This window comes from Brachybacterium massiliense, assembly GCF_900184245.1.
Taxonomy (GTDB): Bacteria; Actinomycetota; Actinomycetes; order Actinomycetales; family Dermabacteraceae; genus Brachybacterium; species Brachybacterium massiliense.
The window spans coordinates 1,308,669-1,333,604 of record NZ_FXXB01000008.1; the positions used below are offsets into that span (position 1 = coordinate 1,308,669).

Here is a 24,936-nt window from a genome sequence, read left to right on the forward strand (position 1 = left end):
CGATCGAGGCGGGCTGGCCCCTCAGCCGGTCGTCGACTCCCGCTCCACCAGCGTGGGCGTGAAGCTGACATGCCGGGCTGGGGCGTCGGGGCTGGCGATCTGCTCCTCGAGCAGCGCGAGGGCGGTGCGGCCCATCAGGTCCGCGGGCTGGGAGACGGAGGTCAGGGGCACCACGGTGGAGCGGGCGAAGGCGATGTCGTCGTATCCCACCAGCGCGATCTCCTCGGGCACCGCGATCTGGTGGCGGAAGGCGAAGGCCTGCAGCACGCCCACGGCCAGCAGATCGTTGACGCAGAACACGGCGTCGGGCCGCTCGGCGGCGCTGCGGGCCACGATCGCCTCGCCGACGGTGCGCCCGGCGAGCACGGTGAGGTCCTCCGCCTCGAGCACCTCGATCTCGATGCCGGCCGCCTCGGCGGCGCGTCGGGCGCCCGTGAGGCGATCGGCGACCTGCCGCAGGTCCTGCCGTGCGGCGACCACCCCGATGCGTCGGCGCCCGAGCCCGGCGAGATGCTGCACGGCGATCTCGCCGCCGGCGATGTCGTCGACGCTCACCGAGAATCCGCGCTCGGCCTGGGCGCTCTCGACCATCACCACCGGGGTGCCGCGGCCGCGGATCGCCTCGACCAGCTCGGCGCTGCTGCCGGTGGAGGCCAGCAGGATCCCCCGCACCCGCTGCTCCTCGAACAGGGAGAGGTAGAGGCGCTCGCGCTGCTCGCGGTTGCCGGTGCTGCCGGCGATCACCATCAGCTGCGAGTCCTCGGCGGCCGCCTCGATGCCGCCGACGAGCTGGGCGTAGAAGGGGTTGCCGGAGTCCAGCACGATCGCGCCGACGGTGCTCGAGCGCCCCAGCTTCAGCTGCCGGGCGGCGTCGTTGCGCACGTAGCCGAGCTCGGCGATCGCGGCCTCGACCCTCTCGCGACGGTCCGGGGAGACGATAGCGGGACGGTTCAGGACGTTGGAGACCGTGCCCACGGAGACTCCCGCATGCCGCGCGACATCTTTCATGCCCACTACGCGCATCCCGGCCACAGCCCGCTCCTCTCGCGACACAGCATGGTCCGCAGAGCTCCGGGACCTCGATCCAGCGACTTTATCGCGCAGCGCGCCCCGCTCGGCGCTCTCCCGCGCAGGAACCACCCGGAATGCGCCTTTTCCGACATATGCTCATCTCACGAGCACAGGCGGGGGCGCAGAGACTCGAGGTGGGTCCGGGGTCCATGCCGACAAGGGCATCCAGGAGGCCATGATGGGCACCGATCCGAGCACCCCCTCGCCCGGGCAGCCCCCGAGCACGGCCACGACGCCCGCGCGGGCGGGGTCCGGTCCGATCGCACGGCTGCTGACCGTGGTGTACGCGCTGGTCGTGACGCCGGTGGCCACGACCCTGGTGGTGTACGGCGCGATGCCGTGGCATCAGCACGTGCTGATGCGGAACGTGCCGCTCGATCAGCTGCTGGAATACCTGTTCTCCTCGATAGGTCTGCCCTCCTTCCTGGCCCTTCTGGGCGGCCTGCTGCTGCTGGTGTCGGTGGTGGCGACGGGCCTGGCCAGCTCGGCGGGGCTGCTGAGCGTCAGCGTACTGGCCCTGTTCCCGCTGGGCCTGCTCGCCTGGCCGCAGCTGCCCGTGCTGGTGCACGAGTGGTTGCCGGACTTCCTCTTCCAGGCGGTCTTCGTGATGCCCGCACAGGGGGTGCCGCTGCTGCTGTTCCCGGTGATGGGCGGGCTGGGACTGGCCCTGGCGATCGCCCGTCGGCGGCCACGTCCGCCGGTGGCCCTGTCAGCCATCGGGGCGGTACTGGTGCCCGTGATCATGCTGGCGGGAACGCTGCTGGCCATGCACGCCGTGGTGGTCGCCTCGACCTCGTACATGACGACCCTCGGCGCGGAAGGGGTCCCGGTCTCCGCGATGCTCACCGCGGTACTCGGCGCGGTGCTGCTGTGGCTGTGCGGCGCCGCCACCGGCGCCTCGCCCTACGCGCAGATCCTTTCCGCGCTCGTCACGCTCGCGGCCACGGCCGCGCTCTTCCTCCCGGGGGTGCTGATGATGCTGCCGAGCGTGGCCTACAGCCGGGTCGGCGGCACCACGATGTCCGTGCTGGCCATGGGCGGCGGTGCCGCGCTCGGTCTGGTGCTGCTGGCCCACACCGCGGTGCAGTTCGCGGTCTCCTCCCGGGCGCGGCGCCGGGCCCAGGCGGCCTCAGCGCTCTGAGCGGCCCGAGGGGCGGTGCAGCACGGGCACCGTGCCCAGGCCGGTGGCGACGCCGTCGAGCATCCGGTCGAGCTCCTGCTGCTGGAACCTCTCGCCGTAGGCCGCATGCGCCTCGGCGACCTGCGCAGCCGCGGCCTCGGCGTTCTCCGGCCGGGCGGCGGCCGCAGCGGTGGCGCCGTGGATCCGCAGTCCCAGCCGGGTGGTCCCTGCACGCAGACGCCCGGTGAGGTCGAGGCGGTAGGGCGGCCGCCACAGCAGGCCCACCTCCTGCCCGTCCACCAGCACGGCGGCGATCTCCCGCACGGGCGGGTCCAGCAGGGCGCGGTAGCCGCTGCCCCCGCCCGCCGCCGGCAGCACCGAGCCCTCGCCGAGGTCGAGCACGAGCGGGCCGCGGGCGCTGTCCTCGTCGAGCTGCACCTCGGTCTCCAGCAGCAGCGGGCGCAGATCCGCGGCGTCGGCGCCGTGCAGCAGATGCGGCAGGGCGACAGGGCGCGGCTCCTCGCCCTCCCGGGTGAGGGTCCAGGGACCCTCGAGACGCAGCGGCGCCGGCGCGTCGGCGCTCCGCGCAGGATCCGCCGGGGCGACGGGGCCCGAGCCCTCCTCGGTGCTCAGGAGCAGCAGCGCCTGGTAGGGGTGCAGGTCGATCTCACCGCCCTCGGCCGGGAGGGCGCGCTCGGAGCCGTCCGCGGGGTCGAGCAGCCGCAGCGCGGCGCGCGGCGTGCGCGGGGCGACCTCGAGGGTCCGCCGCGTCGGTCCGGTGTTCGCGAGCAGGTGCAGCTCCCCGCCCACGAGGCGCCGCCGCACGGTCCCCACCTGGCCCCCGTCCCCGCTCAGCTGCAGCGGCGGGGCGAGGTCGCTGTCCCCACCGCCGTCGGCCCCGCCGCCCGCGGCGCCGACCATCGAGAGGGTCGCGTGGTCGATCAGCTCGCCGTCGTCGTACTCGTCGACCGGCATCGGCACCGGGATCCCGGCCGGATACGCTGGGGAGTCGACGGCGAGCACGGTGCCGCCGGCTGCGCGCACCCGGTCCAGCCAGGCCTCCGCCTCGGCGGGCAGACGGGTCACCCGCGGGAGGATCACCACCGCCGGGGCGACGGGATCCAGGGTGGTCAGCACGTCGTCGTCGAGCAGGTCGAGGTCGTAACCCGCGCGGCGGATCGCGGCGGGGATCCGTTCCCCGATGTGGGCGCGGCAGGCGGCCCAGAGGTCGTGGCCGCTGCCGCGGGCGGCGCGCACGTCCGCATAGGGCAGGTAGAGGGCGACGTCCGCACCCGGAGCACCCAGCCGCAGCGCCGCGCACAGCCGGGTCAGGTGCGCGCTGAGCTCCGGCATCGCGGGCCACCAGGCGTTACGGTCATCCAGTGCGCCGGCCGCATAGAAGGTCCAGCCGAGCCCCTCCGCGTCGGGGGCCGAGTAGGGCCAGCCGTGGCCCACGAAGTGCGTGATCCCCAGCAGCAGGTGCTCATGCGCCTCGGCCAGCAGATCCAGCGGCGCGGCGCGGAAGGACGGGGAGTGCACCCAGGTCCACACCTCGCTCGAGACCACCTCGCGGCGGTCCAGATGCGCGGCCGACGACGCCCAGCGGGACTGGGTCAGGGCCGTCCAGCCCGCGCCCTCGCCCTCTATCAGGTGCGCGCCGCGCTGGGCGCCGAGCGTGATCGGGGGCTGCCCGTAGCCCTGCAGGCGGAAGCGCACCCCGTGCTCCTCGGCCCAGGCGCGGCAGGTGGCCACGAAGCCCTGCTCGACCAGCTCGGACAGGGTACGGCCGTAGTCCTCGCGCACCTGCGCGCTCTCCGGCCCGTCGACCTCGAGCAGGTGCAGCACGTCGAGCAGCTCGTAACCCCGGCGGGTGCGGAAGTGCTCGAGCAGGCCCGGTGTCCAGCCCGCGTCGTACACCTCGAGGCTGTCGCTGAACACGGAGCCGAGCAGCTCTGCGGGGACCGCCTCGAGGATCGCACCGCCCACGGTGTCCAGGTGGTGGCGCACCGCGGCGGCGCTGAGATGGTCCACGACAGGGCCCTCCGCGCCGGCGGCGGAGCGCTTGACCTGCTGTCCGGTCACCTCGGACCAGGCCAGCAGCACGGTGCGGGGCCCGCGGCCGACGGGGATCTGCAGGCGCGCCCCCTCGACGGGCAGGCGCTGCCAGCCCGTCGGCGGCAGGCCCTCGCCCAGGTGCACCGAGACCAGCTCGTCCCCCGGCCAGGAGGGGTTCAGCTCCCACTCGAGCGCCGCGGGGCCCAGGTCCCGCCGCTCCCAGCGCAGGCGCCGCGCGGCATGCTCGGCGCCGATGTGGGCGCCGCCGTAGGACCATCCGCTGCCGAGGGTCACGTCCAGCCGGAGACCCAGCTCGCTGGCGCGCTCGGCGGCATGGCGGAGGTGCGCGAGCACCTCGGGCGAGAGGTAGTGCGGGGCGCCGGGACGCAGCGGGTACACCAGCGCCCCCTCGGCGCCCCCGAGCCCCGCCTCGGCCATGGCGCGCAGCTCGCGGTCGATCTCGGCCCGGTCCATGTCGGGGCCGAACCACCACCAGCGCATCATCGGCCGGGCGGCCGGATCCGGGTGGGTCAGGGCGTGACGGACCTGGTCAGCAGTGTGCACGGGCACGGGACTCCTCCGGTGAGGGGATGACGGGTCAGTGCGCGGGCGGGCTCAGTGCGCGGGCGGGGCCCAGGTCGCCACGGCGTCCTCGCGCGCCCAGGGCACGCCGAGCTCACTGAAGGGCCTGCCGGTCGCGAGCGCACGGGTCATCGCCTCGTCGAGCCCCTCGATCGTGGGATAGGCCAGCTCACCCTCGCCGTGCCAGTGCACCCAGTCCTCCCCGATCGGGAGCGGATCGGGCACGGACTGGATCGCCTCGAGCACCGCGCTGAACGGAGCGGTGCTGGCCAGCGGGGACACGAGCGCGACGGAGCGGTCGCGCACATGGGCGACGAGGTTCTCCATCAGGTCGGTGCGCGCGTGGGCGAGCTCCTCGCGCGCCCCGTCCTCGCCGGTGCGCACGGAGCGGTCCTCGGTGTACCAGAGGCGGTGGCTGCCGCGGGTGCCGCGGATCTCCACCCACGGGTTCTCGTGGCGGCCCGCGGCGGTGGTCAGCGTGCACACCACGGCGGGTGCGCGGCCGGCGGGGTCGATGCGCAGGAAGGTGGTGTCGTCGGCCTCGATGTCGTGGGCGCGGCGCAGCTCGCAGGTCACCGCGGAGATGTCGGAGACCTGCGCGATCCCGGCGATCGCGAGGCCCGCGTGGACGGCGTGGGCGAGCGGGTTGGTGGCCACCCCGTCGGCGACCCGTCGGCCGTCGCGGCGGCGCCGGCCCGCCCAGGGCGAGCGGCGGTAGTAGGCGCGGTCGCGTTGCCAGGCCCCGTGCACGGCCACCTCGGTGATCTCACCGAGAGGGGCCGCGGCGATCTCACCGAGTGTGCCCGCGGCGACCTCGGCGGCGAGCACGTCGACGCCCGCGCCGCCGCGGGCCTGGAAGCCCACCTGCACGCTGCGGCCGGCCCGCTGCGCCGCCTCGAGCAGCGTCCCGTGGTCCACGAGGGCGGGCACCGGGGGCTTCTCGAGGTAGACGTCGATCCCCGCGGCGAGCGCCTCGAGGGCGAGCGGCACGTGGGTGTCGATCGGGGTGGCGATCGCGATGATCTCCGGGCGCTCGTCGCCGCAGGCCTCGAGCAGCGCGGCGAGGGAGCGGTGGTGGATCCCGGCCAGCTCCTCGGGCGGGTCCACCACGTCCACCACCCCGACCAGACGGGCCGTACCGGCCTCCTCGAGGCGGGCGAGGGTGCGCAGATGCGAGGCGCCGTAGCCGCGCGTGCCGATCAGCGCGACCCGCACCGGGCCCATCGGCGCGCTCATGCGCCCTGCCCGGCGGCGACGGGGGCCTCGCGTTGCAGGTCCAGGCCCATCGCGGCGGCGATCTCGACCGGGGCGCCGCTCTCGAGGGAGAGGTTGCCGCAGATGCCCACCGCGATCGCGCGGATCCCGTCGCGATGATCGGAGGGACGGCCCAGCTCGTCCTGGACCGGGCCCACGAACACGTCGCGCAGCAGCAGCGCATCGCCGCCGCCGTGACCGCCCACGCCCTCGGGGATCTCCACCTCGCGGGCAGGCTCGAAGTGCTTCTGGACCACCAGGCGCTCGCCGCGCTCGCGCGCCCCGGCCTCGTCGGCGGTGACCGCGACGGCGCTGGGATCCACGTGAGTGCGGCCGTCCTCGCCCTGGGGCACCACCTCGGCCCGTTCGACCACCTCGAGTTCGGCCCGTCCCGCGGTGCCGTTGACCGCCACCCGGTAGCCCTCCCAGGGGCTGTGGGCGTTCAGGGCGTAGGTGAGCACCGCGCCGCGGGAGTAGTCCACCAGCGCCGTGAGGTTGTCCTCGGTGGTGATCCCGGGGGCGAACACGGACTGGTCGCGACGGTAGCCGTCGTGCTGCTCGGCCTGGAGGTAGAGCGCCTCGAGCCGCTCGTCGGAGCGCAGGTCCAGCTCGAAGGGATCGTGGGGGCCGTCGTGCGTGCCCCGCTCCGGAAGCGGTGCCAGGCCGCGCTCGGCGGCGGCGTCGGCCCCGTAGAAGCGCAGCCCGCCGCGCGCGTAGACCTGCACCGGCGCATCCGCGAGCCACCAGTTGACCAGGTCGAAGTGGTGGGCGGCCTTGTGCACGAACAGGCCGCCGCTGTTGGTCTTGTCGCGATGCCAGCGGCGGAAGTAGTCCGCGCCGTGCTGGGTGTCCAGCACCCACTCGAACACCACCGAGACCACCTCGCCGATCTCGCCGGAGGCGATGACCTGCTTCAGCGCGGTGTTGCGGGGGCTGTAGCGGTAGTTGAAGGTCACCACCACGGAGCGGCCGGTGCGATCGATCGCCTCCTGGATCGCGCGGGCCGAGGGGGCGTCGATGGTCAGCGGCTTCTCGACCACCACGTCGGCCCCGGCGTCCAGGGCGCGCACCACGTGCTCGGCGTGGAGGCGGTCCACGCTGGTGACGATCACGCGGTCCACCGACTCCTCGGCGATGATCTGCTCGAGCTCGTCCGGTCCTCCCAGCCGCGCCCCGGCGAAGGCCTCGTGCCGGCCCTGGTGGTACTCGCGACGGGCGGGGTTCACGTCGATCAGGGCGACCAGCTCGGCGACGTCGGCGTGGGGGCCGGCGATCGCGTCGAGGAACATCTGGCTGCGGTGGCCGGTGCCGATGACGGCATAGCGGGTGGGCATGTCTCTCCTGAGTGGGTGCGGAGGGCGGGGACGCGGACGAGCTCGGGCGGGGACTACTTGATGCCGGTGGTGGCGAAGCCCTTGACCAGGAAGCGCTGGCCGAACAGGAACACCAGGAACAGCGGGATCAGGGAGACCACCGACATGGCGAACATCGCGCCCCAGTCGGAGGAGCCCTGGGTGTCCAGGAAGGACTTCAGCGCCAGCGGAACGGTGAAGTTGTCCGGGGTGGTGAGGTAGATGAGGGAGCCGAAGAAGTCGTTCCACATCCACATGAAGGTGAAGATCGTGGTGGTCGCCAGCGCCGGCAGCATCAGCGGCAGGATCACCTGGAAGAAGATCCGGAAGTGGCCGCAGCCGTCGATGCGGGCCGCCTCGTCCAGCTCGCGCGGGATGCCGCGGATGAACTGCACCATCAGGAAGATGAAGAACGCGTCGGTGGCCAGGAACTTCGGCAGGATCAGCGGCAGCATCGTGTTCACCCAGCCGGTCTGGGAGAACATGATGTACTGCGGCACGATCACCACGTGGATCGGCAGCATCAGGGTCATCAGCATGACCGCGAAGGCGATGTTGCGGCCCCAGAACTTCAGCCGCGCGAAGGCGTAGGCGGTCAGGGAACAGGCGACCAGGTTGCCGATCACGCAGCCCAGCACCAGCAGCGTGGAGTTCATCAGGTAGTGCGAGAACGGCTGGGACAGCGACTCCCAGCCCCGCGCGTAGTTCGACAGGTCGAAGCTCAGCGGGAACAGGCTGGGGTTGCGGAAGATCTCCTCGTTGGGCCGCAGGGAGGAGACCACCATCCACAGCAGCGGGTAGATCATCGCGAGGCTGGCCGCGATCATGATCGCGTGGCGCAGCACGCGACGGCCCAGGCGGCGCGGACGGCGCTTGGGGACGACGGGGGCGGGGGCCTGACCGACGGTCTCGGCGGGCCGGCTCTGCAGATCAGTCATCGTAGAACACCCAGTACTTGGAGGCGAAGAAGTTGATGGCGGTGAAGATCGCGACGATGATCAGCAGCAGCCACGCCATCGCGGAGGCGTACCCCATGTCGAACTGGGTGAAGCCCTTGATGTAGAGGTACAGCGTGTAGAACATCGTCGAGTCCGAGGGGCCGCCGGTGCCGCCGGAGACCACGAAGGCCTGCGTGAACGACTGGAACGCGTTGATCACCTGCAGCACCACGTTGAAGAAGATGATCGGGGTCAGCAACGGCAGCGTGATCCGGAAGAACTGCGCGATCTTCGAGGCGCCGTCGACCGAGGCGGCCTCGTAGTACATCTCGGGGATCTGCCGCAGTCCCGCCAGGAAGATGATCATCGGCGAGCCGAAGGTCCACACGTGCAGCAGGATGATCGTGCCGAGCGCGGTGTCCGGGTTCGAGACCCAGCCGGGCAGGTTCTCGAAGCCGAGCATCCCGCCCACCTGGTTGATCAGGCCGTTGGCGCCGAACATCTGCCGCCACAGGATCGCGATCGCGACCGAGCCGCCCAGGAGCGAGGGCAGGTAGAACACCGAGCGGTAGAAGGCCAGGCCCTTGATGCCCTGGTTCAGCGCGACCGCGAGCAGCAGCGCGGCGATCAGCTGCAGCGGGGTGCCCACGAACACGTAGATGAAGGTGACCAGCAGGGAGTTGTGCAGGCGGGTGTCGCCGATCATCTCCTTGATGTTCGCCAGTCCCACGAACTCGGGCGGGGCCAGCAGGCTGTAGTCGGTGAACGCGAGAGCGAACGACGCGATCATCGGGATCAGCGTGATCCCGAGGAAGCCGAGCACCCACGGCAGCATGAACACCGCGGCCTGCTTGTTGTCGGGATGCTTCTCCTTCGGTCCGCCCTTCTTGCGTGACGAGACGATGGAAGCGAGTTCTCCCACGGCGCTCATTGGCGTCTTCCCTTCGTGGTCGGGGCGCCGGTGCGGCCGACGGGGGTGGACCCCGCCGGCCGCGTCGGCACGTCGGCGATGATCAGGCCAGGGCCGCTTCGAGCTCGTCGAGCACGCGCTGGCCGGCCTCGGCCGGGGTGAGGGTGCCGAAGAGCATGTCCTCACCGGCGCGGGTGAGGATGTCCTCGAACTGGCCGCCGCCCTGCGGGGTGATCTCGGGGGCTCCGCCCAGCTCGGACTCGATCAGGTCGAGGTAGTCCACGGCCTTGGTATTGGCCTCGTCCAGATCGGGGATGATCGCCTCGCGCACGGTGAGGTTGCCGGGCACGCCCCGCTCGACCGAGAGGATCTTTCCGGCATCGGGCGAGTTCACCAGGAAGTCCACGAAGGCGACGGCTGCGTCGGGATCCGAGGCGTTCGCGGAGACGGCCCAGTACATCGAGGCCTTGTACCACAGCGCCGCATCGGCGGAGGAGCCGGTCATCGACGGCGGGCGCAGCACCACGACGCCCTCGGGCACGAGGCCGTCATGGGCGACGACCTGGTTGGACCAGGCCACGGTCATGGCGACGTTGCCGGTCGCGAAGAAGGACTGGTCCATGGACTTCGCGGCGTCCTCGACGGAGAGGCTCGCATCCGGGCAGGCCTTCTCGTCCTGGATGCGCTTGGTCCACTCGAACCAGGCGGTGGCGGTCTCGAGGTCGAATCCGGCGCCGCCGTCCTTGTACTGGTCCTGGCCGGCCTGACGCACGTATACCTGGAACAGGCCCTGGACGGTGCCCATCTGGGTCATGCCCCAGGTGCCGTCGGGAGTGTTCTCGGTGATCGCCACGGCGGTCTCGACCAGGTCGTCCCAGGTCCAGGTGGAGTCGTCGGGGATCTCCACGCCCGCCTCCTCGAAGACGACGGGGTTGATGAGGAAGGCGAAGGCGTTCAGGCCCGCGTTGATCGCGGCCAGGCCCACCTCGGGCAGCTCGCCCACCTCGACCGAACCGGGGGCGAAGTCCTCGGTGTTCAGGCCGGCGCCGGCGAGGTCGAGCAGGGCGCCGCGCCCGCCGTACTCGGCGAGGTACTTCTCGTCCATCTGGACCACGTCGGGGAAGTCGCCGCCGGCGGTCTGGGTGGCGAGCTTGTCCCAGTAGCCGCTCCACTCGCCGGGCTCGAGGCTGAGGGTGACGTCGGGGGCGACCTCGGCGTAGGCATCGGCCACGTCCTGGGTGTTCTGGTCACGGGTGGGATTGCCCCACCAGGCCACGCGGAGGGTGGCGCTGCCGTCCTCCCCGCCGCCGCTTCCGCCACCGGTGGCGTTGGGGCCGCAGGCGGCGAGGCCTGCGAGGCCGGGGACGGCGAGACCAAGGGCAAGGGCTGTGCGTCGGGTGAGCATCGGTTCTCCTGTCGTCGTCGCTGTCGCGGCGGTCCGGCGGACCACCGTGGTCCTCCGAGCGGGTCGTGCCTGGGCTGGAACTCCGTCGTCCTGCCCGGTGCGCTGCGGGGGCGACATCGCCACCTCCGCGCCGCGTCAGGGTGAGAGCTGTCTTTTTCCCTGCGGCCGCTCGGACGAGAGCCCGAGCAGTGGCCTTAGGAAAGCGCTTCACGAAAGGGTTTGTCAAGCCGCGATCATCACGTCGAGGTCACGATGCGAAACCGGTTCCCGACGGCGAATCGATTTCAGGCCCATTCCTGCACTTCACGGGCGGACCTGCGCCATCGCCGTCGCTAACCCCCTCTTGTGCCGTTCGAGGCGGCAGGCTTAGTGTGACTGCACAACTAAACCTGAAACGACTCAGCGCAGACTCTCCCGTCCACCGTGCGGGCAGCGCCCGTGCCGAGCGCATCGCCGGGGCACAGCCGCCCCGGCACTCTGACACCCGGCACCCGCCGCACCGGCCCCACGACCCGAAGGATCGACGATGATCTCGCGACGCCGCACCCTGTCCCTGCTCGCCGCCGCCGGCACCGTCCCGGCGCTCTCCGCCCTGGCCGGCTGCGGTCCCAACGCCTCCCCCGGAGGTGACGGGGAGGGCGGCGGGCCGCTGCGCGTCTACTGGTGGGGCGGCGATCTGCGCAACGGCCTCACCCGCGAGGCGCTGGACCTGTTCTCCGCCGCGCACGAAGACATCGAGGTCTCCCCCGAGTACAGCGAGTGGACCGGCTACTGGGACAAGCTCGCCACCCAGTTCGCCGGCGGCGACGCCCCGGATGTGCTCCAGATGGACGAGGCCTACATCGACTCCTACGGCACCCGCTCCTCGCTGCTGGACCTCGAGACCGTCTCGGACGTGCTCGATCTCAGCGCAATGGACGACGCCGTGCTGGACACCGGCCGGCTGGCCGACGGCACGCTCGTGGGAGCGCCGCTGGGCATCGGGATCTTCTCCGTGGGCGTGAACCCCACGATCCTCGAGCAGGCGGGCCTCGAGATGCCCGATGACACCTCCTGGACCTGGGAGGACTTCGCCGAGCTCAGCACCGCGGTGAGCGACTGGGCCAGCGGCGCCGGCGAGGACGTGGTGGGCTTCGACTTCTTCGGCACCAGCGCCGCGGAGCTCGGCGCCTGGGCGCGCCAGAGCGGGGAGCAGGTGTTCCCCCGCGAGGACGAGACGCTGATCAGCAAGGACACGATCGTCGCGTACCTCGAGTACGCCCGTGCGCTGGTGGACTCGGGCGCGGTGGTGAGCCCCTCGGAGCAGATCGAGGACTTCGCCGCGGGCGTGGAGCAGGGCCGGTTCGGCAACAACCGCTCCGCCTTCCACTTCCAGTTCCACACCCAGGTGCAGACCTTCCAGGCGGCCTCCGGCTCGCCCCTGCGGCTGCTGCGCCTGCCGGCCCGCACCAGCGGCGACCCGCAGATGGTCAACAAGGCCTCGATGTACTGGTCGATCGCGAACACCGCCGCGGATCCCACCTCCGCCGGAACGCTCGTGGACTTCCTGCTGCGGGACCCCGAGGCCGCGAAGATCCTCAAGATCGAACGCGGCGTGACCGCCTTCCCCGAGCTGCAGGACGAGATCGAGACGGTGCTCGACGAGAACGAGATGGTCTCCCTCGACTTCGCCCGCGAGATGCAGGCCGAGGTGGTGCGCCCGCCGCTGGTGACCCCGGCCTCCGGCGTCGGCTTCGGCGACGAGCTCTCGCGGCTGGGCGAGGAGTCCCTGTTCGGCAACCGCGAGCCCGCCGACGTGGCCGACGAGATCCTCAGCGTGCTCGAGGGCATGCAGCCCGAGCTCTGACCGCTCCCCTCCTCCCTCACGGCCCTTCCGCCGCGGCCTGGCATGCGGAGGCCGTCGCCGCCGTCGCCGAATGATCCGAGGCTGAGCACGCGATGACCGACGAGCGCCCGATCGACCGCGCCGCCCTGCTCGCACGGCACTCCCCGCGCCTGGAGGGGAGGGAGGACGCCGTGCTCTCGGTGGGCAACGGCAGCTTCGCAGTGGGCGTGGACCGCACGGGCACGCAGACCTTCGCCGGGCCGGGCAGCGAGGAGCCCCGGATCGGGGTGCTCGCCGAGTGGGGCTGGCACACCATGCCCGCCCCTCCGCCGGTGCCCTGGGAGTCGCTGCTGCGCCCCTACGACTCCCCGCGCGGTCGGGCGCTGTACATGGACCTGCCCGGCGGCACCGAGGATCCCGGGCCCGGCCCGGCCTGGTACCGGGAGAACCCGCACAAGGTCTCCCTGTTGCGCTTCGCGCTGGTGGATCCGCTGACCGGCCGCTCCCCCGCCCCGGCGGAGATCGGGCAGGCCGAGCAGCGGCTCGACCTGGCCACCGGCACGATCCGCTCGACCTTCCGGTACCGGGGGCAGCCGTGCGAGGTGGTCACCGCCGCGGACCCCGAGCACGCGGCCCTCGCGGTGCGGCTGCGCACACCCGGGCTCGCGCTGCTGCTGGACTTCCCCTACGGCAGCACCGACTGGGACCGCACCGCGGACTGGGCGCGGCCCGCGGCGCACAGCACCCGCCTCGAGGACCGGGTGATCCGGCGCCGGATGGATGATCTGGCCTACGACGTGCACCTCCACGGCGCGCGCGGGGAGCAGGACGGGCCGCACACGGTGCGGCTGCGGGCCGACGTTCCCGGCCTCGCCAGCGCGGACGGGGCGGACGGGGTGGACGGGGCGCTCGATGTGGTGCTCAAGCTGGTGCCGCGCCAGGTGCCACCGCTGTCTCTGCCCGAGCGCGGCCCGTCGGCCGCACCGGCCGCCCTCGCGCAGTCCGACCCCGCGACGATCGCGCTGTCCGGGCCGGTGGTGCGCGAGCGTGCCGCGGAGTTCTGGGCCGCGCACTGGCGCAGCGCCGGGATGCTGGATCTCAGCCGCGCCGAGGATCCGCGCGCCCAGGAGCTCGAGCGGCGCGCGGTGCTCTCCCTCTACCTCCAGCGCGTTCACGCTGCGGGCGTGCTGCCGCCCGCAGAGACGGGTCTGCTCGCGAACTCCTGGCGGGGGAAGTTCCACCTCGAGATGCACTGGTGGCATGCGGCGCACTTCGCGCTGTGGGGCGATGCGGCATCCCTGCGCCGGGGCCTCGCCTTCTACACCGCCGCCCTGCCGGTGGCGCGAGAGACCGCGGCCCGTCAGGGCTGCCGCGGCGCCCGCTGGCCCAAGCAGCTCGGCCCCGATCTGCGCGAGGCGCCCAGCGACATCGGCCCCTTCCTGCTGTGGCAGCAGCCCCATCCGATCCACCTGGTCGAGCTGCTGCGCCGCGCCGAACCGTCCGCGGCCGACGAGCCGGCGCTGATCGAGCTGGTCGAGGCCAGCGCCCTGTGCCTGGTGGACCTGCTGCGTCCCCACGGTGCACACCTGGGGCTCGGCCCGCCGCTGGTGGGGGCGCAGGAGAGGCACGTCAGCGACCGCGACCGGCTGCACGATCCCTCCTTCGAGCTCGCCTACGTCGCCTGGGCGCTGCGTATCGCCGATGACTGGCGCGCCCGGCGCGGAGCGGAGGGTGCCGGGGAGCTCACCGCGATCGCCCGACGGATCCACGCACCGCTCACCGCCGAGGGCCGCCTGCGCACCTTCCGGGCGGGCCCGGCGATGGACCGCTCGGTTCACCCCTCTCACCTGCTCGCCCACGGCATGGTCCCGCCCACCGGCACGATCCCGGACGCGGTGGCGGCCGAGGCGTTCGAGGATGCGCTCGCCGCCTGGGACTGGGAGTCCAGCTGGGGCTGGGACTACCCGGCGCTCGCGATGACCGCGGCACGGCTGGGCCGCCCCGAGGCGGCGGTGGATGCGCTGCTGCTGGACACGGTGAAGAACCGCTGCGATGCGGCCGGGCATTTCCCGCAGCGTCCGGGACTGCCCGCCTATCTGCCCGCCAACGGCGGCACCCTGATCGCGCTCGCGCTGATGAGCGCCGGCTGGGACGGCGGGCCGGGCGCCCCCGGTCTGCCGCCGGCCTGGCAGGCGCGATGGGAGGGGATCCAGCCGCTGCCGGGCCCGCTGCCGCCCCTCTGAGCACACCCCCGCTCGGCCCGCACGCCCCGCACGTGCCGGCCGGGCCGACAGGTCCGCCCGGAGACCCGGCCGCGTTCACCTGCTCGCCATCCGCGCTGTCTAGCATGCCCGCAGCGGACGGCGCACGACAGGAGGCGGGCATGGACCTCACCGAGTGGGCGCTCGCGCTGATGGATCTGCTCGGCGACCCCGGCACGGCGCTGGTGATCGCGCTCGAGGCGCTGTTCCCGCCGATCCCCGGGGAGGTGCTGCTGCCCTTCGCCGGGGTGGCCGCGGCCGATTCCGGGCAGCACGTGCTGGTCCCGCTCGTCTGGACCACGCTCGGCTCGGTGGTGGGAGGGCTCGGTGTCTACACCGTTGGCCGCCTGCTGGGGCTGCGCCGCACCCGCGCCGTGGTGCGCCGCCTGCCGCTGCTCGAGGAGCGGGACGTGGACGCGGCGATGCGCTTCTTCGACCGGTGGGGGTTCCCGGCGGTGGCGATCGCCCGCTTCGTGCCGATGGTGCGCACCGTGATCTCCATCCCGGCCGGGATCGAGCGCATGCCGATCTGGCTGTTCGCGCTGGCCACCGGGCTCGGCTCGGGGGTGTGGAACGCCCTGTTCGTGGTGACCGGGTACCTGTTCGGGCAGGCCGGGGGCGAGGCGCTCGAGGGCTTCGTGCGCCTGTACTCGGGCGTGGTCGCGGTGATCGGCGTGGTCGCGGTGGTGGTGATGACGGTGCGTCGCCTGCGTGCCCGCCGCGCGGCCCCCGCACCGCCTACCCTCGAGGAATGACCAGCCAGCCCTCCTCCGCGCCCGGCCCGGGCGGCGGGCGCGCCGGGCCCGCGGCGGACGTCGGCCGCTGGTTCTCCACCGCCACCCGGAACCCGCTGGACGGGCCCGGCCCCACCCGGGGCGGTCCGCGCCTGCCGGCCTGGGGGCCGATGGAGGGCGCGCAGTACGGGCACCGCAGCACCGATGCGGAGATCGACGCGGCGCTCGAGCTGCTGCGCGGCCGCGAAGTCGCGGTGCTCACCGGTGCGGGGATGTCCACCGGCTCGGGTCTGCCGGACTATCGCGGCCGTGACGCGGTGCCCCGCTCCCCCATGACGTATCAGGAGTTCATGGGCCATGACCTGGCGCGTCGGCGCTACTGGGCCCGCTCGACCGTGGGCTGGGAGCAGTTCCGCGGCGCCCGGCCCGGACCGGCGCACCGCCGCCTCGCGGCGCTGTCCCCCGACGTCTTCGAGACCACCGCCGTGATTACCCAGAACGTGGACGGTCTGCACACCGAGGCGGGCTCGGATCCCGTGATCGACCTGCACGGACGCCTGGACCGGGTGCGCTGCCAGCAGTGCGAGGCGCTCTCCTCCCGCCTCGCCCTGCACCGCCGGATGCTCGCGATGAACCCTGAGCTCGCGGCGCGCTTGCCGCAGCTCGCGGCCGATGCCGCGCAGGCGCCCGACGGGGACGCCGAGGTGGATCGCACCAGCAGCTTCCGCTACCCGCCGTGCCCGCTGTGCGGCGGGATCCTCAAACCGGATGTGGTGTTCTTCGGCGAGTCCGCGCGGCGGGAGGTCGTCTCCTCGGCGTTCGCGGCGCTCGAGGAGGCGACGGCGCTGCTGGTGCTCGGCTCCTCGCTCACGGTGCAGTCCGGGCTGCGGTTCGTGCGCGCCGCCGGGCGCGCCGGGATGCCGGTGGTGATCCTCAACGACGGGCCCACCCGCGCCGACCCGGTGGCGACGGTGCGCGTGCACGGGCGGCTCGAGGACCTCCTGGAGCGCTGGCTCAGCCGCGCTGGGGCTCGGCGCTGACCAGCACGCTGGCGAGCGCATGCAGCTCGGCGGCGTCCACTCCGCGGATCTCGAGCTCGGGATCTTCCGTGCCAGGGTCCAGGGCCTCCATGGTCAGCACCCCCTCGGCGGTCGCATAGGCGCTGAGCTGCTGGACCTCGCCGTCGGCCGTGCGCACCCGGGTGAGCACGCTCAGGGCGCGCGTCGCGGCCAGGCGCTCGGCGAGCGGATGGGCAGGCAGCACCGAGGTGCGCACCCGCACCGGCTCACCGGCGCGGGTGGGGACGCCGAGCGGGTCGAGGAAGGCGGCCAGCCGCGCGCTCGCCTGCACCGGGGCGAGGGCGGTGAAGCGGTGGATGCCCGCGGCGGTGACCTCCTCCTCGAGCACGCCGCCGGGGTGGGCGAAGTAGTGCAGGCGGTGCACCTGCGGGCCCTGGGCGGTCTGGACGGTGCGCTCGGCGGTGGTGAACTGCTGCGCGGTGCGGCGCAGCACCAGGCAGCCGGAGATCTCGGGCACCGCCCGCCAGTGCTGCGCGCCGGTGGCCTCGTCCGTGCGGCGCCGCACCTGCTCGGCCGCGATCAGGCCGCGCAGGGCGACGCCGGCGGCGAAGCGGCGCTGCTGGGGATGCTGCTCGAGCCAGGGCGCGGCGATGAACTGGCGGCGCGCGTAGCCGTCGAGCGCGGCGATCTGCTCATCGGTGAGGGAGACGATCAGCTCGGGGTCCTCGGTACCCGCGCGCTCGGTGCCCGCGCGCTCGAGCAGGGCGGTCGCGGCGTCGAGGTCCTCCCGCGTGTACTGCAGCGGGGTCTCGGGGTCCAGGCCCCCGATCCCTGCGGGCAGATCCGGCACCTCCCCGGGCAGCTCCGGCGCGGGTGCCGCGGAGGTGGTCGCGGGGGTGGCTGCGGCGGGATCGTGGGGAGAGGTCATGGCTCGAGGCTATCGAGGGAGGACAATGGGAGCGCACCGCCGCCCCGCGTGAAGGAGCCGATCACCGATGACCGCCCAGAACCCGCCGCTGGATCTGAACGCCGACCTCGGAGAGGGGTACGGCGAGGGTGCGAGCGGCGGTGACGAGGCGATGCTCGAGGTGGTGACCACGGCGAACATCGCCTGCGGCGGACACGCGGGTGATGCACGCACTATGCGCGCCGCCTGCCGGGCGGCTGCGGCGCACGGCACGGCGATCACCGCGCACGTCTCCTACGCGGACGTCGCCGGATTCGGTCGGCGCTTCGTCGACCTCTCCCCGGAGGAGCTCACCGACCTGATGGTCGTGCAGGCCGGGGCGCTGCAGGCGATGGCCCGCGCCGAAGGGGCGCAGGTGCGCGGCGTCAAGCCGCACGGCGCGCTGTACAACGCGCTCGCCCATCACGAGGCCCAGGCCTCAGCCGTGGTGCGGGCGCTCATGGAGCTGGGCGGGCTGCCGCTGGTCGCGGCGCCCGGCGCGGTGGTGGTCCGCACCGCGCAGGAGGCCGGGCTCGAGGTGGTGCTCGAGGGCTTCGCCGATCGCGCCTACCTCCCCGACGCCACCCTCACCCCGCGCAGCACCCCCGGCGCGGTGCTCACCGATCCCGGCCAGGTGCTCGCTCAGGCCCTGTCGATCGCGACCGAGGGCGGGGCGCGCACGGCCGACGGGACCTGGGTGCAGCTGCCGGTGCGCTCGCTGTGCCTGCACGGGGACACCCCCGGCGCCCTCGCGCTGGCCCGGACAGTGCGCGCCGGACTCGAGGAGGCGGGCGTGCAGCTCGCCGCGGCGCTGTGACCGAGACGGGAGCAGTGAACGGGGCGGGCGCGGTGCTGCCGCCGCCGCTCGCGATCCACCGCGTGGGCGAGGCCGCGCTGCTGGCGGAGTATCCCGGCACCGCCGACGTGCTCGCGGCCGCCGCGGCGCTGCGCACCCTCGCGCCCGCGCACCTGATCGACCTGGTGCCCGCCGAGCGCAGCCTGCTGCTGACCGGGTATGATGCCCGCGACGTCGCAGGGTTCACAGCACTGCTGCGGCAGCTGCCCGCCGGTGAGGAGCAGGACGGTCCCGGCGCGGAGCTGACCCTCGGGATCGTCTACGACGGCGAGGACCTCGAGCAGGCCGCGGACCTGCTGGGCATGACCTCCCAGGCCCTGATCGCCGCCCACGCCGCAGCGGAATGGACCGCGGCCTTCGGCGGCTTCGCCCCCGGCTTCGCGTACCTGATCGGCGCCCCCGACACCGAGGCCGCTGCGTGGGACGTGCCGCGCCGCGACGAGCCGCGCTCCGCGGTGCCCGCCGGAGCGGTGGGCCTCGCCTCCCGCTACTGCGGCATCTACCCGCGCCCCTCCCCCGGCGGCTGGCAGCTGATCGGGCGCAGCGACGCCGCACTGTTCGACCCCCACCGCGAGCCTCCCGCCCTGCTCGCCCCGGGCACGCGCCCGGGCACGCGGGTGCGCTTCTCGCCTCAGCGGCCGACGGCCCGGATCCCCGCCCCCGCCCTGACCAGGGCCGCCCGCGAGGCCGCGGCCCTGCCCGGGCGGCTGGGCCGTCGGCGCCCCGGGGCCGCCCCGGCCGAGACCGGCGCTGCCGTGCTCGAGGTGCTCTCCCCCGGACCGCTGAGCCTCCTCCAGGACGCGGGCCGGCCCGGCCTCGCCGCGATCGGGGTGAGCAGCTCGGGTGCCTTCGACCGCGGCGCCCAGCACCGCGCGAATCGCGCCGTGGGGAACCCCGGCGGCGCCGCGGTGCTCGAAACCCTGCTGGGCCCGCTGCGGCTGCGGGCGCTCGAGGCCACCGTCGTCGCGGTGGACGGGGCCCGCGCCCCGCTCGAGGTGCAGCGCGCGGACCAGGACGGCGCCGCCCCAGTGCGCTCCACCGACGCGCTGCGCGGTGTGCCCATCGCGCTGGATCCCGGGGATCTGCTGGTGCTGGGCCCGGCCGAGCAGGGGCTGCGCCTGGTGCTCGCGGTGCGCGGCGGGCTCCGCACCCCCGGCGGGCCGGTGCTCGGTGCGCTCTCGCGCGACACCCTCTCCCAGCTCGGACCCGCGCCGCTCGGGGCGGGGGATGTGCTGCGGGCCGGGGCCGCGCACGGCCTGGACGCGGTGCCGGAGACGGTGCCCGCCGCGGAGGCGGTCGCCGTCGCCGCGGAGCACCCGGAGCCGTCGGCCGCCGGAGGGCACGACGTGCCGCCGGCCGCCGACGAGGCGCATGAGGCGGGAAGCGCCGACGAGACGGGCAGCGCACCGCTGCTCGAGGTGCCCGTGCACGCCGGGCCGCGGGATGCGCTGCTGGGTGCGTCGGCCCTCACCCAGCTGCTCGCGACCACCTGGCGGGTGCGGCAGGACTCGGACCGGGTGGGAGTGCGGCTCGAGGGGCCGCCGCTGCCGATGCCGCCGGGGCTCGGGACGCTGCCGAGCGAGCCGATGGTGCCCGGTGCGATCCAGGTGCCGCCCTCCGGGCTGCCCGTCGTGTTCGGGCCCGACCACCCCACCACCGGCGGCTATCCGGTGCTCGCGGTGGTCACGCGCACCGGCCAGGACCGCCTCGCCCAGGCCGCCCCGGGAGCGAGGCTGCGCTTCACCCTCGCGGACTGAGGCGCCCTGGGCTGAGACCGCGGCCCCCGGGGGCGAAGGCCGATGGCACGATGGCCTCATGCCGCACCTGCTCCCCGACCCCGCCTACTTCGCCTCCCTCCCCAAGGTCATCAGCTCGGGCGCGGTGATCCTGCGCGACGAGCACGGCCGGATCGTGATCGAGAAGCCGAACTACCGCGACCACTGGCTGCTGCCCGGCGGCGGCGTGGACGCCGGGGAGGATGCCCGCGAGTGCGCCCGCCGCGAGGTGTGGGAGGAGCTGGGCATCGAGGTCGAGGTGGGGCGGATGCTGAGCGCGGACTGGCTGCCCTCGAGCGCGGTGCGCAGCAGCCCGATGGGCGTCCACTTCCTGTTCGACGCCGGGATCGTGCCCGCCGCCCGGCTCGAGGCGGAGGTGGTGCCCCAGGCCTCCGAGCTCGAGGACTGGGCGCTGATCAGCGAGTCCGAGATCGATCTGCTCGGCCCCTGGGGCGCCGCCCGCGCGCGCCGGGCCCTCGCGGTGCTGCGGGGCGAGTCCGAGGTGGACCTGGTCTCCTACGGACGCTGACCTCGGCCACCGCGGAATCACCGCGGACCACCGCGACACGGAACCGAGACCTTTCTGAGACCTCCCACTTTTTATCACTATGACCAGGAGTGGAGGGCGGGAGTGCCGCACCGACGGAATGAGCGTGTGACCCAGGCCTCATGACATGGGCGACATCTGAGGCATGCTGTGCCCCACCCCGTCCCCGTCCTCGGAGCTGAGCATGAGCCCCCAGAGCACCTCCTCACCGGTGTCCCCCACCCCGGTCGAGAGCACGCTGACCAGGTCACAGCGCCTGGACCGCCTTCCCTTCACCCGCAAGCACGGCAAGATGCTCGGCGCCTCGGGCATCGGCTGGGCCCTGGATGCGATGGACGTGGGCCTGATCTCCTTCGTGATCGCGGCACTGACCGTGCACTGGGAGCTCTCCAAGGCCGACGGCTCCCTCATCGCTTCCGCCGGGTTCGCGGGCATGGCGATCGGCGCGAGCGTGGGCGGACTGCTCGCCGACAAGATCGGTCGCCGCTCCGTCTTCGCCCTCACCCTGCTGGTCTACGGCCTGGCCACCGGCGCCTCCGCCCTCGCGATGGGCGTGGGTGCGCTGATCGTGCTGCGCTTCATCGTGGGCCTGGGCCTGGGCGCCGAGCTGCCCGTCGCCTCCACCCTGATGAGCGAGTTCGCGCCCGCCCGCATCCGCGGCCGCGTGATCGTGTGGCTCGAGGCCTTCTGGGCTCTGGGCTGGATCCTGGCCGCCGTGATCGGCACCTTCGTGGCCGCCTCCGGGCCGACGGGATGGCGCTGGGCCCTGGTGATCGGCCTGGTCCCCGCGCTGTACTCCCTCGTGATCCGCCTCGGGATGCCCGAATCGGTGCGCTTCCTGGAGAAGAAGGGCCGCCACGAGGAGGCCGAGCAGGTGGTGCGCGAGCTCGAGGCCGCCGCCGGGATCGACGCACCGCAGGCCGCCGGGGCCGACGTCGCGGCCGCCTACGAGGCGCGGGCCGGTGCGGCGCAGGCTCGCGCAGCGCAGGCGGACGACGCCGAGGCCAGCGCGGCACAGGCCGGGACCGAGCAGCCGGGCGCGGCGCGCGTCGCGGCCGACGAGGTGGGCGCCGTCCCCGTCGCCGATCAGGTGCGCAGCGACGCCGGGATCTGGTCGAAGGCCCTGCGTCGGCGCACCGCCGGTCTGTGGGCCGTGTGGTTCTGCATCAACCTGTCCTACTACGGGGCGTTCATCTGGATCCCCACCCTGCTGGTGGATCGCGGGTTCACCCTCACCCAGTCCTTCTCCTTCACCCTGATCATCACCCTCGCCCAGCTGCCCGGCTACGCCGTAGCGGCCTGGCTGATCGAGGTGCTCGGGCGGCGCTGGACGCTGACCCTGTTCCTCGCCGGCTCCGCGCTCGCCGCGACCGGCTACGGCCTCGCCGACTCCGAGGCGACGATCATCGCCGCCGGCTGCGCGCTGAGCTTCTTCAACCTCGGCGCGTGGGGTGCGCTCTACGCGATCGGCCCGGAGCTCTACCCCACCGCCGTGCGCGGCACAGGCACCGGCGCCGCCGCCGCGTTCGGTCGGATCGCCTCGATGCTCGCCCCGTTCCTGGTGCCGGTGCTGGTGGTGACCGGTGGGCAGGTGCTCGCCTTCGCGGTGTTCGCGATCGCCTTCGGACTCGCCGCGGCCGCCGCGTTCACCCTCCCCGAGCAGCGGGGCAAGGCCCTCGCCGAGTGACCCGAGGCGCGGCGGGACAGAGCGCGGCCTGACCGCTCCCGCGCCGTGGACGTGACCTGAATCGACCGTTGCGCAGTCGGCGTTCTGAGTGCTCAGAGCGCCGACTGCGCAACGGTCGACGTGTTGTGCGGGTGACCATCCCCCGCATCGCGCCCCACGGGACGAGAGGTACCGGTCAACTGGTACTTCTGCTCGCGTCGCGCGATGGACGCCCGGCCACGGGACGAGAAGTACCGGTCAGCTGGTACTTTCCGCCCCGTGGTCGTGGGGCGCGGCTGCGGAAGATTTCGCGGCTGCGCCCGCAGCGGACCGGTTCAGCCCTGTTCGAGGGATCCGTCGTAGGCGCAGATCGCGTCGACCTTCTCGGCCGAGGCGGAGGTGGGGTCGAACTCGAGGTCCAGCCACACCTTGACCAGCTCCTTGGCGAGCTCGAGGCCGATCACGCGCTCGCCCATGGTGAGCACCTGCGCGTTGTTCGAGAGCACCGAGCGCTGCACGGAGTAGAGGTCGTGGGCGGTCACGGCGCGCACGCCGGAGACCTTGTTCGCCGCGATCGCGACGCCCAGGCCGGTGCCGCAGATCAGCAGCGCCCGGTCGGCCTCGCCCGCGGCGACCTTCTCCGCCGCGGCGACCGCGATGTTCGGGTACAGGTCGCCGTCCTCGCGTCCGGTCACGCCGACGTCGATGACCTCGTCGACGCGCGGGTCGTTCTCGAGCAGCTCCTTGAGCGCGCTCTTGTGGCCGTAGCCGGCGTTGTCGGATCCGGTGACGATCTTCCAGCCCATATCGGTGCTCCTTCGTTCGATGGTGATTCGGTGGTCTCGTGATGCTCCGGACTCGGAGCGGGCCTGAGAGGCCTCTCGCTCGCCCCTCAGTCCGAGAGCTTCTCGCCCAGCAGGGTGACGATCCGCGAGAAGGAGATCGCGCCCGGGTCCGGGGTGCCCACGGACTTGTCGCCGTGGTTGCGGGCGCGGCCCATGCTCGCGGAGATGTCGGCGGTGGCGGCCGCGGCCTCGGTGGCGCGCGCCGCTGCGGCGACGATCACCTGGGCACGGGCCTCCTCGGAGTCTGAGCGGGCCAGCGAGATCGCCTCGCGGAAGGGCACGGCGGCGTCGACCATGGTCTTGTCGCCCACCTGCGCACCGCCCAGGCGCTCGACGGCCTCGACCGCCTGCACCAGCCCGGTCAGCAGCTGCTCGGCGGTGACCGCCTGGTCATCGCTGAAGGCGCTGCCGAGGCTGGTCAGCGCCGCGCCCCAGAGCGCGCCGGAGGTGCCGCCCGCCTCGGCGGACCAGGCCGCACCGGCCTGGACCAGGACGGTGCGGGCGCCGCAGCCGCCCTCGACGGTGCGTCGTGCCGCGGCGCTCGCGGCGGTCGCGCCGAGCACCATGCCCTGGCCGTGGTCGCCGTCGCCCGCGATCGCGTCGAGCCGGCCCAGCTCGGGCTCGAGCTCGATCAGCAGCGCCTCGATGTCGCCGAGCAGGCCGGCGATGCGCTCGGCGGACTCCTGGGAATCCGAGCTGGCGGCGGGGATCGGGTCCTCGCCGGGGGTGTAGATCTCGCCGCGCTCCTCACCGAGGTCGCCATGCACGGAGCCGCCGCGGCGGAAGGCCGGGGAGTCGGCGGGAGCGAGCCAGTGCTGCTCGAGCTCCTCGTCCAGCCGCACCACGGTCAGAGACAGGCCCGCCATGTCGAGGCTGGTCACGTGCTCGCCCACCTCGGGGCGCACGATCGTCAGGCCCGCCTGCTCGAGGAGCTGCGAGGCGTGCTTCCACACCACGAACATCTCCTCGTACTTCACGGTGCCCAGGCCGTTCAGCACCACGGCGACGCGGTCGGAGGTGAGCTCGGGGGTCTCCTTCAGCACGCCGTCGACCAGGATCTTCGCGAGCTCCTTCGCCGAGGGCATCGGCTGCTCGTCGATGCCGGGCTCGCCGTGGATGCCCAGGCCGATGGCCATCTTCCCCTCGGGGACGTGGAAGAGGGCGTCGTCGGCGCCGGGCAGGGTGCAGCCGTCGAAGGCGACGCCGAGGGTGCGGGTGGCGTCGTTGGCCTTCCAGGCGATGCGCTCGGCCTCGTCGAGGGAGGCGCCGGCCTGGATCGCGGCGCCGGCGATCTTGAACACGGGCAGGTCGCCGGCGATGCCGCGCCGGTCGCGGTGCTCGCCCGTCTGCCCGGAGGCGACGTCATCGCTGACCGCGATGATGCGCACGTCGATGCCCTCGGCGCGCAGCTTCTCGGCGGCCACGCCGAAGTGGAGCACATCGCCCGCGTAGTGGCCGAAGCCGAGGATCACGCCGCCGCCGTTCTCGGCGTTGCGGGCCACGGAGTACACCTGGTCGGCCGACGGGGAGGAGAAGACGTTGCCGCAGGGCGCGCCGTGCGCGAAGCCGGGGCCCACCCAGCCGGCGAAGGCCGGGTAGTGGCCCGAGCCGCCGCCCACCACGAGGGCGGGCTGCCCGGCGGGGGTGGCCTGCTTGCGCACCACTCCGCCGTGCACGCGCAGCAGCTCCTCGGGATGGGCCGCCACCAGTCCCTCCACGGCATCGGCGGGGAAGGTCTTCGGGTCGTCGAACAGGTAGGTCACGGCTCTCTCTTC

19 protein-coding genes are annotated in these 24,936 nt (G+C 73.4%); 9 read left to right on the plus strand and 10 right to left on the minus strand.

The window, feature by feature from the left end; all coding sequences use genetic code 11:
* Positions 1 to 21: 21 nt before the first annotated feature.
* Positions 22 to 1,008 (minus strand): LacI family DNA-binding transcriptional regulator, encoded by a 987-nt coding sequence (locus BN4251_RS15840; protein ID WP_245810388.1) that lies wholly within the window; start codon positions 1,006 to 1,008, stop codon positions 22 to 24.
* Positions 1,009 to 1,246: 238 nt separating this feature from the next.
* On the opposite strand from BN4251_RS15840, the gene BN4251_RS15845 reads away from it, so the two are divergent.
* The gene (locus BN4251_RS15845) at positions 1,247 to 2,212 is read left to right on the plus strand and encodes a hypothetical protein (RefSeq protein WP_087485975.1); all 966 of its coding nucleotides are present in this window, start codon (positions 1,247 to 1,249) and stop codon (positions 2,210 to 2,212) included.
* On the opposite strand, the gene BN4251_RS15850 is transcribed toward BN4251_RS15845, so the two are convergent.
* From BN4251_RS15850 to BN4251_RS15875, 6 genes are all read right to left on the minus strand, one after another.
* The gene (locus BN4251_RS15850; RefSeq protein ID WP_170932004.1) at positions 2,201 to 4,810 is read right to left on the minus strand and encodes a glycosyl hydrolase; all 2,610 of its coding nucleotides are present in this window, start codon (positions 4,808 to 4,810) and stop codon (positions 2,201 to 2,203) included. The two genes, BN4251_RS15845 and BN4251_RS15850, sit on opposite strands and share 12 nt — an antisense overlap.
* A 51-nt stretch (positions 4,811 to 4,861) precedes the next feature.
* The gene (locus BN4251_RS15855) at positions 4,862 to 6,064 is read right to left on the minus strand and encodes a Gfo/Idh/MocA family protein (protein WP_245810389.1); all 1,203 of its coding nucleotides are present in this window, start codon (positions 6,062 to 6,064) and stop codon (positions 4,862 to 4,864) included.
* Positions 6,061 to 7,416, minus strand: a complete 1,356-nt coding sequence (locus BN4251_RS15860) for a Gfo/Idh/MocA family protein (RefSeq protein ID WP_087485977.1) — start codon at positions 7,414 to 7,416, stop codon at positions 6,061 to 6,063. Before BN4251_RS15860 ends, BN4251_RS15855 begins: the two co-directional genes overlap by 4 nt.
* 53 nt (positions 7,417 to 7,469) lie before the next feature.
* Positions 7,470 to 8,372, minus strand: coding sequence for a carbohydrate ABC transporter permease (locus BN4251_RS15865; RefSeq protein WP_140398464.1), 903 nt, complete (start codon positions 8,370 to 8,372; stop codon positions 7,470 to 7,472).
* Positions 8,365 to 9,303, minus strand: coding sequence for a carbohydrate ABC transporter permease (locus BN4251_RS15870; protein WP_087485978.1), 939 nt, complete (start codon positions 9,301 to 9,303; stop codon positions 8,365 to 8,367). Before BN4251_RS15870 ends, BN4251_RS15865 begins: the two co-directional genes overlap by 8 nt.
* Before the next feature lie 82 nt (positions 9,304 to 9,385).
* Positions 9,386 to 10,687, minus strand: a complete 1,302-nt coding sequence (locus BN4251_RS15875) for an ABC transporter substrate-binding protein (protein WP_087485979.1) — start codon at positions 10,685 to 10,687, stop codon at positions 9,386 to 9,388.
* A 526-nt stretch (positions 10,688 to 11,213) separates the two neighbouring features.
* Here BN4251_RS15875 and BN4251_RS15880 point away from each other — a divergent pair.
* The 4 genes from BN4251_RS15880 (at position 11,214) to BN4251_RS15895 (ending at position 16,547) form a co-directional block, all read left to right on the plus strand.
* Positions 11,214 to 12,533: an ABC transporter substrate-binding protein gene (locus BN4251_RS15880; RefSeq protein ID WP_087485980.1), complete on the plus strand. Its 1,320-nt coding sequence runs from the start codon at positions 11,214 to 11,216 to the stop codon at positions 12,531 to 12,533.
* A gap of 92 nt (positions 12,534 to 12,625) precedes the next feature.
* Positions 12,626 to 14,755, plus strand: coding sequence for a hypothetical protein (locus BN4251_RS15885; protein WP_087485981.1), 2,130 nt, complete (start codon positions 12,626 to 12,628; stop codon positions 14,753 to 14,755).
* 140 nt (positions 14,756 to 14,895) lie between these two features.
* Positions 14,896 to 15,528, plus strand: a complete 633-nt coding sequence (locus tag BN4251_RS15890; RefSeq protein ID WP_087485982.1) for a DedA family protein — start codon at positions 14,896 to 14,898, stop codon at positions 15,526 to 15,528.
* Positions 15,525 to 16,547 carry a Sir2 family NAD-dependent protein deacetylase gene (locus tag BN4251_RS15895; RefSeq protein ID WP_087485983.1) on the plus strand — a complete coding sequence of 341 codons (1,023 nt, stop codon included), beginning with the start codon at positions 15,525 to 15,527 and terminating at the stop codon, positions 16,545 to 16,547. Before BN4251_RS15890 ends, BN4251_RS15895 begins: the two co-directional genes overlap by 4 nt.
* Here BN4251_RS15895 and BN4251_RS15900 read toward each other — a convergent pair.
* Positions 16,522 to 17,454, minus strand: coding sequence for a hypothetical protein (locus tag BN4251_RS15900; protein ID WP_087485984.1), 933 nt, complete (start codon positions 17,452 to 17,454; stop codon positions 16,522 to 16,524). The genes BN4251_RS15895 and BN4251_RS15900 overlap by 26 nt on opposite strands.
* Before the next feature lie 67 nt (positions 17,455 to 17,521).
* On the opposite strand from BN4251_RS15900, the gene BN4251_RS15905 reads away from it, so the two are divergent.
* From BN4251_RS15905 to BN4251_RS15920, 4 genes are all read left to right on the plus strand, one after another.
* On the plus strand, positions 17,522 to 18,289 hold the full coding sequence (locus tag BN4251_RS15905; RefSeq protein ID WP_087485985.1) for a LamB/YcsF family protein: 768 nt from the start codon (positions 17,522 to 17,524) through the stop codon (positions 18,287 to 18,289).
* Positions 18,286 to 20,085, plus strand: coding sequence for a 5-oxoprolinase subunit B/C family protein (locus tag BN4251_RS15910; protein ID WP_245810390.1), 1,800 nt, complete (start codon positions 18,286 to 18,288; stop codon positions 20,083 to 20,085). The genes BN4251_RS15905 and BN4251_RS15910 overlap by 4 nt, the downstream gene beginning before the upstream one ends.
* A 58-nt stretch (positions 20,086 to 20,143) precedes the next feature.
* Positions 20,144 to 20,632, plus strand: a complete 489-nt coding sequence (locus BN4251_RS15915) for an NUDIX domain-containing protein (RefSeq protein WP_087485986.1) — start codon at positions 20,144 to 20,146, stop codon at positions 20,630 to 20,632.
* Positions 20,633 to 20,834: 202 nt separating this feature from the next.
* The gene (locus tag BN4251_RS15920) at positions 20,835 to 22,337 is read left to right on the plus strand and encodes an MFS transporter (protein ID WP_170932005.1); all 1,503 of its coding nucleotides are present in this window, start codon (positions 20,835 to 20,837) and stop codon (positions 22,335 to 22,337) included.
* Positions 22,338 to 22,651: 314 nt separating this feature from the next.
* Here the strand turns inward: BN4251_RS15920 and BN4251_RS15925 are convergent, their stop codons facing one another.
* Together BN4251_RS15925 and BN4251_RS15930 are read right to left on the minus strand one after the other, a co-directional pair.
* On the minus strand, positions 22,652 to 23,122 hold the full coding sequence (locus BN4251_RS15925) for a ribose-5-phosphate isomerase (protein ID WP_087485987.1): 471 nt from the start codon (positions 23,120 to 23,122) through the stop codon (positions 22,652 to 22,654).
* Between the two features lie 86 nt (positions 23,123 to 23,208).
* Entirely contained in the window at positions 23,209 to 24,924 is a 1,716-nt protein-coding gene (locus BN4251_RS15930) for a dihydroxyacetone kinase family protein (RefSeq protein ID WP_087485988.1), read from the minus strand.
* Positions 24,925 to 24,936 lie beyond the last annotated feature (12 nt).

Excerpts from the sequence above, each read along its gene's own strand:
- BN4251_RS15865 (WP_140398464.1), bottom strand. The coding sequence starts at position 8,372 with ATGACTGATCTGCAGAGCCGGCCCGCCGAGACCGTCGGTCAGGCCCCC.
- BN4251_RS15845 (WP_087485975.1), top strand. The coding sequence starts at position 1,247 with ATGATGGGCACCGATCCGAGCACCCCCTCGCCCGGGCAGCCCCCGAGC.
- BN4251_RS15925 (WP_087485987.1), bottom strand. The coding sequence starts at position 23,122 with ATGGGCTGGAAGATCGTCACCGGATCCGACAACGCCGGCTACGGCCAC.
- BN4251_RS15905 (WP_087485985.1), top strand. The coding sequence starts at position 17,522 with ATGACCGCCCAGAACCCGCCGCTGGATCTGAACGCCGACCTCGGAGAG.
- BN4251_RS15855 (WP_245810389.1), bottom strand. The coding sequence starts at position 6,064 with ATGAGCGCGCCGATGGGCCCGGTGCGGGTCGCGCTGATCGGCACGCGC.
- BN4251_RS15870 (WP_087485978.1), bottom strand. The coding sequence starts at position 9,303 with ATGAGCGCCGTGGGAGAACTCGCTTCCATCGTCTCGTCACGCAAGAAG.
- BN4251_RS15875 (WP_087485979.1), bottom strand. The coding sequence starts at position 10,687 with ATGCTCACCCGACGCACAGCCCTTGCCCTTGGTCTCGCCGTCCCCGGC.
- BN4251_RS15880 (WP_087485980.1), top strand. The coding sequence starts at position 11,214 with ATGATCTCGCGACGCCGCACCCTGTCCCTGCTCGCCGCCGCCGGCACC.
- BN4251_RS15920 (WP_170932005.1), top strand. The coding sequence starts at position 20,835 with ATGAGCCCCCAGAGCACCTCCTCACCGGTGTCCCCCACCCCGGTCGAG.
- BN4251_RS15840 (WP_245810388.1), bottom strand. The coding sequence starts at position 1,008 with ATGAAAGATGTCGCGCGGCATGCGGGAGTCTCCGTGGGCACGGTCTCC.
- BN4251_RS15895 (WP_087485983.1), top strand. The coding sequence starts at position 15,525 with ATGACCAGCCAGCCCTCCTCCGCGCCCGGCCCGGGCGGCGGGCGCGCC.
- BN4251_RS15890 (WP_087485982.1), top strand. The coding sequence starts at position 14,896 with ATGGACCTCACCGAGTGGGCGCTCGCGCTGATGGATCTGCTCGGCGAC.
- BN4251_RS15900 (WP_087485984.1), bottom strand. The coding sequence starts at position 17,454 with ATGACCTCTCCCCACGATCCCGCCGCAGCCACCCCCGCGACCACCTCC.
- BN4251_RS15915 (WP_087485986.1), top strand. The coding sequence starts at position 20,144 with ATGCCGCACCTGCTCCCCGACCCCGCCTACTTCGCCTCCCTCCCCAAG.
- BN4251_RS15885 (WP_087485981.1), top strand. The coding sequence starts at position 12,626 with ATGACCGACGAGCGCCCGATCGACCGCGCCGCCCTGCTCGCACGGCAC.
- BN4251_RS15860 (WP_087485977.1), bottom strand. The coding sequence starts at position 7,416 with ATGCCCACCCGCTATGCCGTCATCGGCACCGGCCACCGCAGCCAGATG.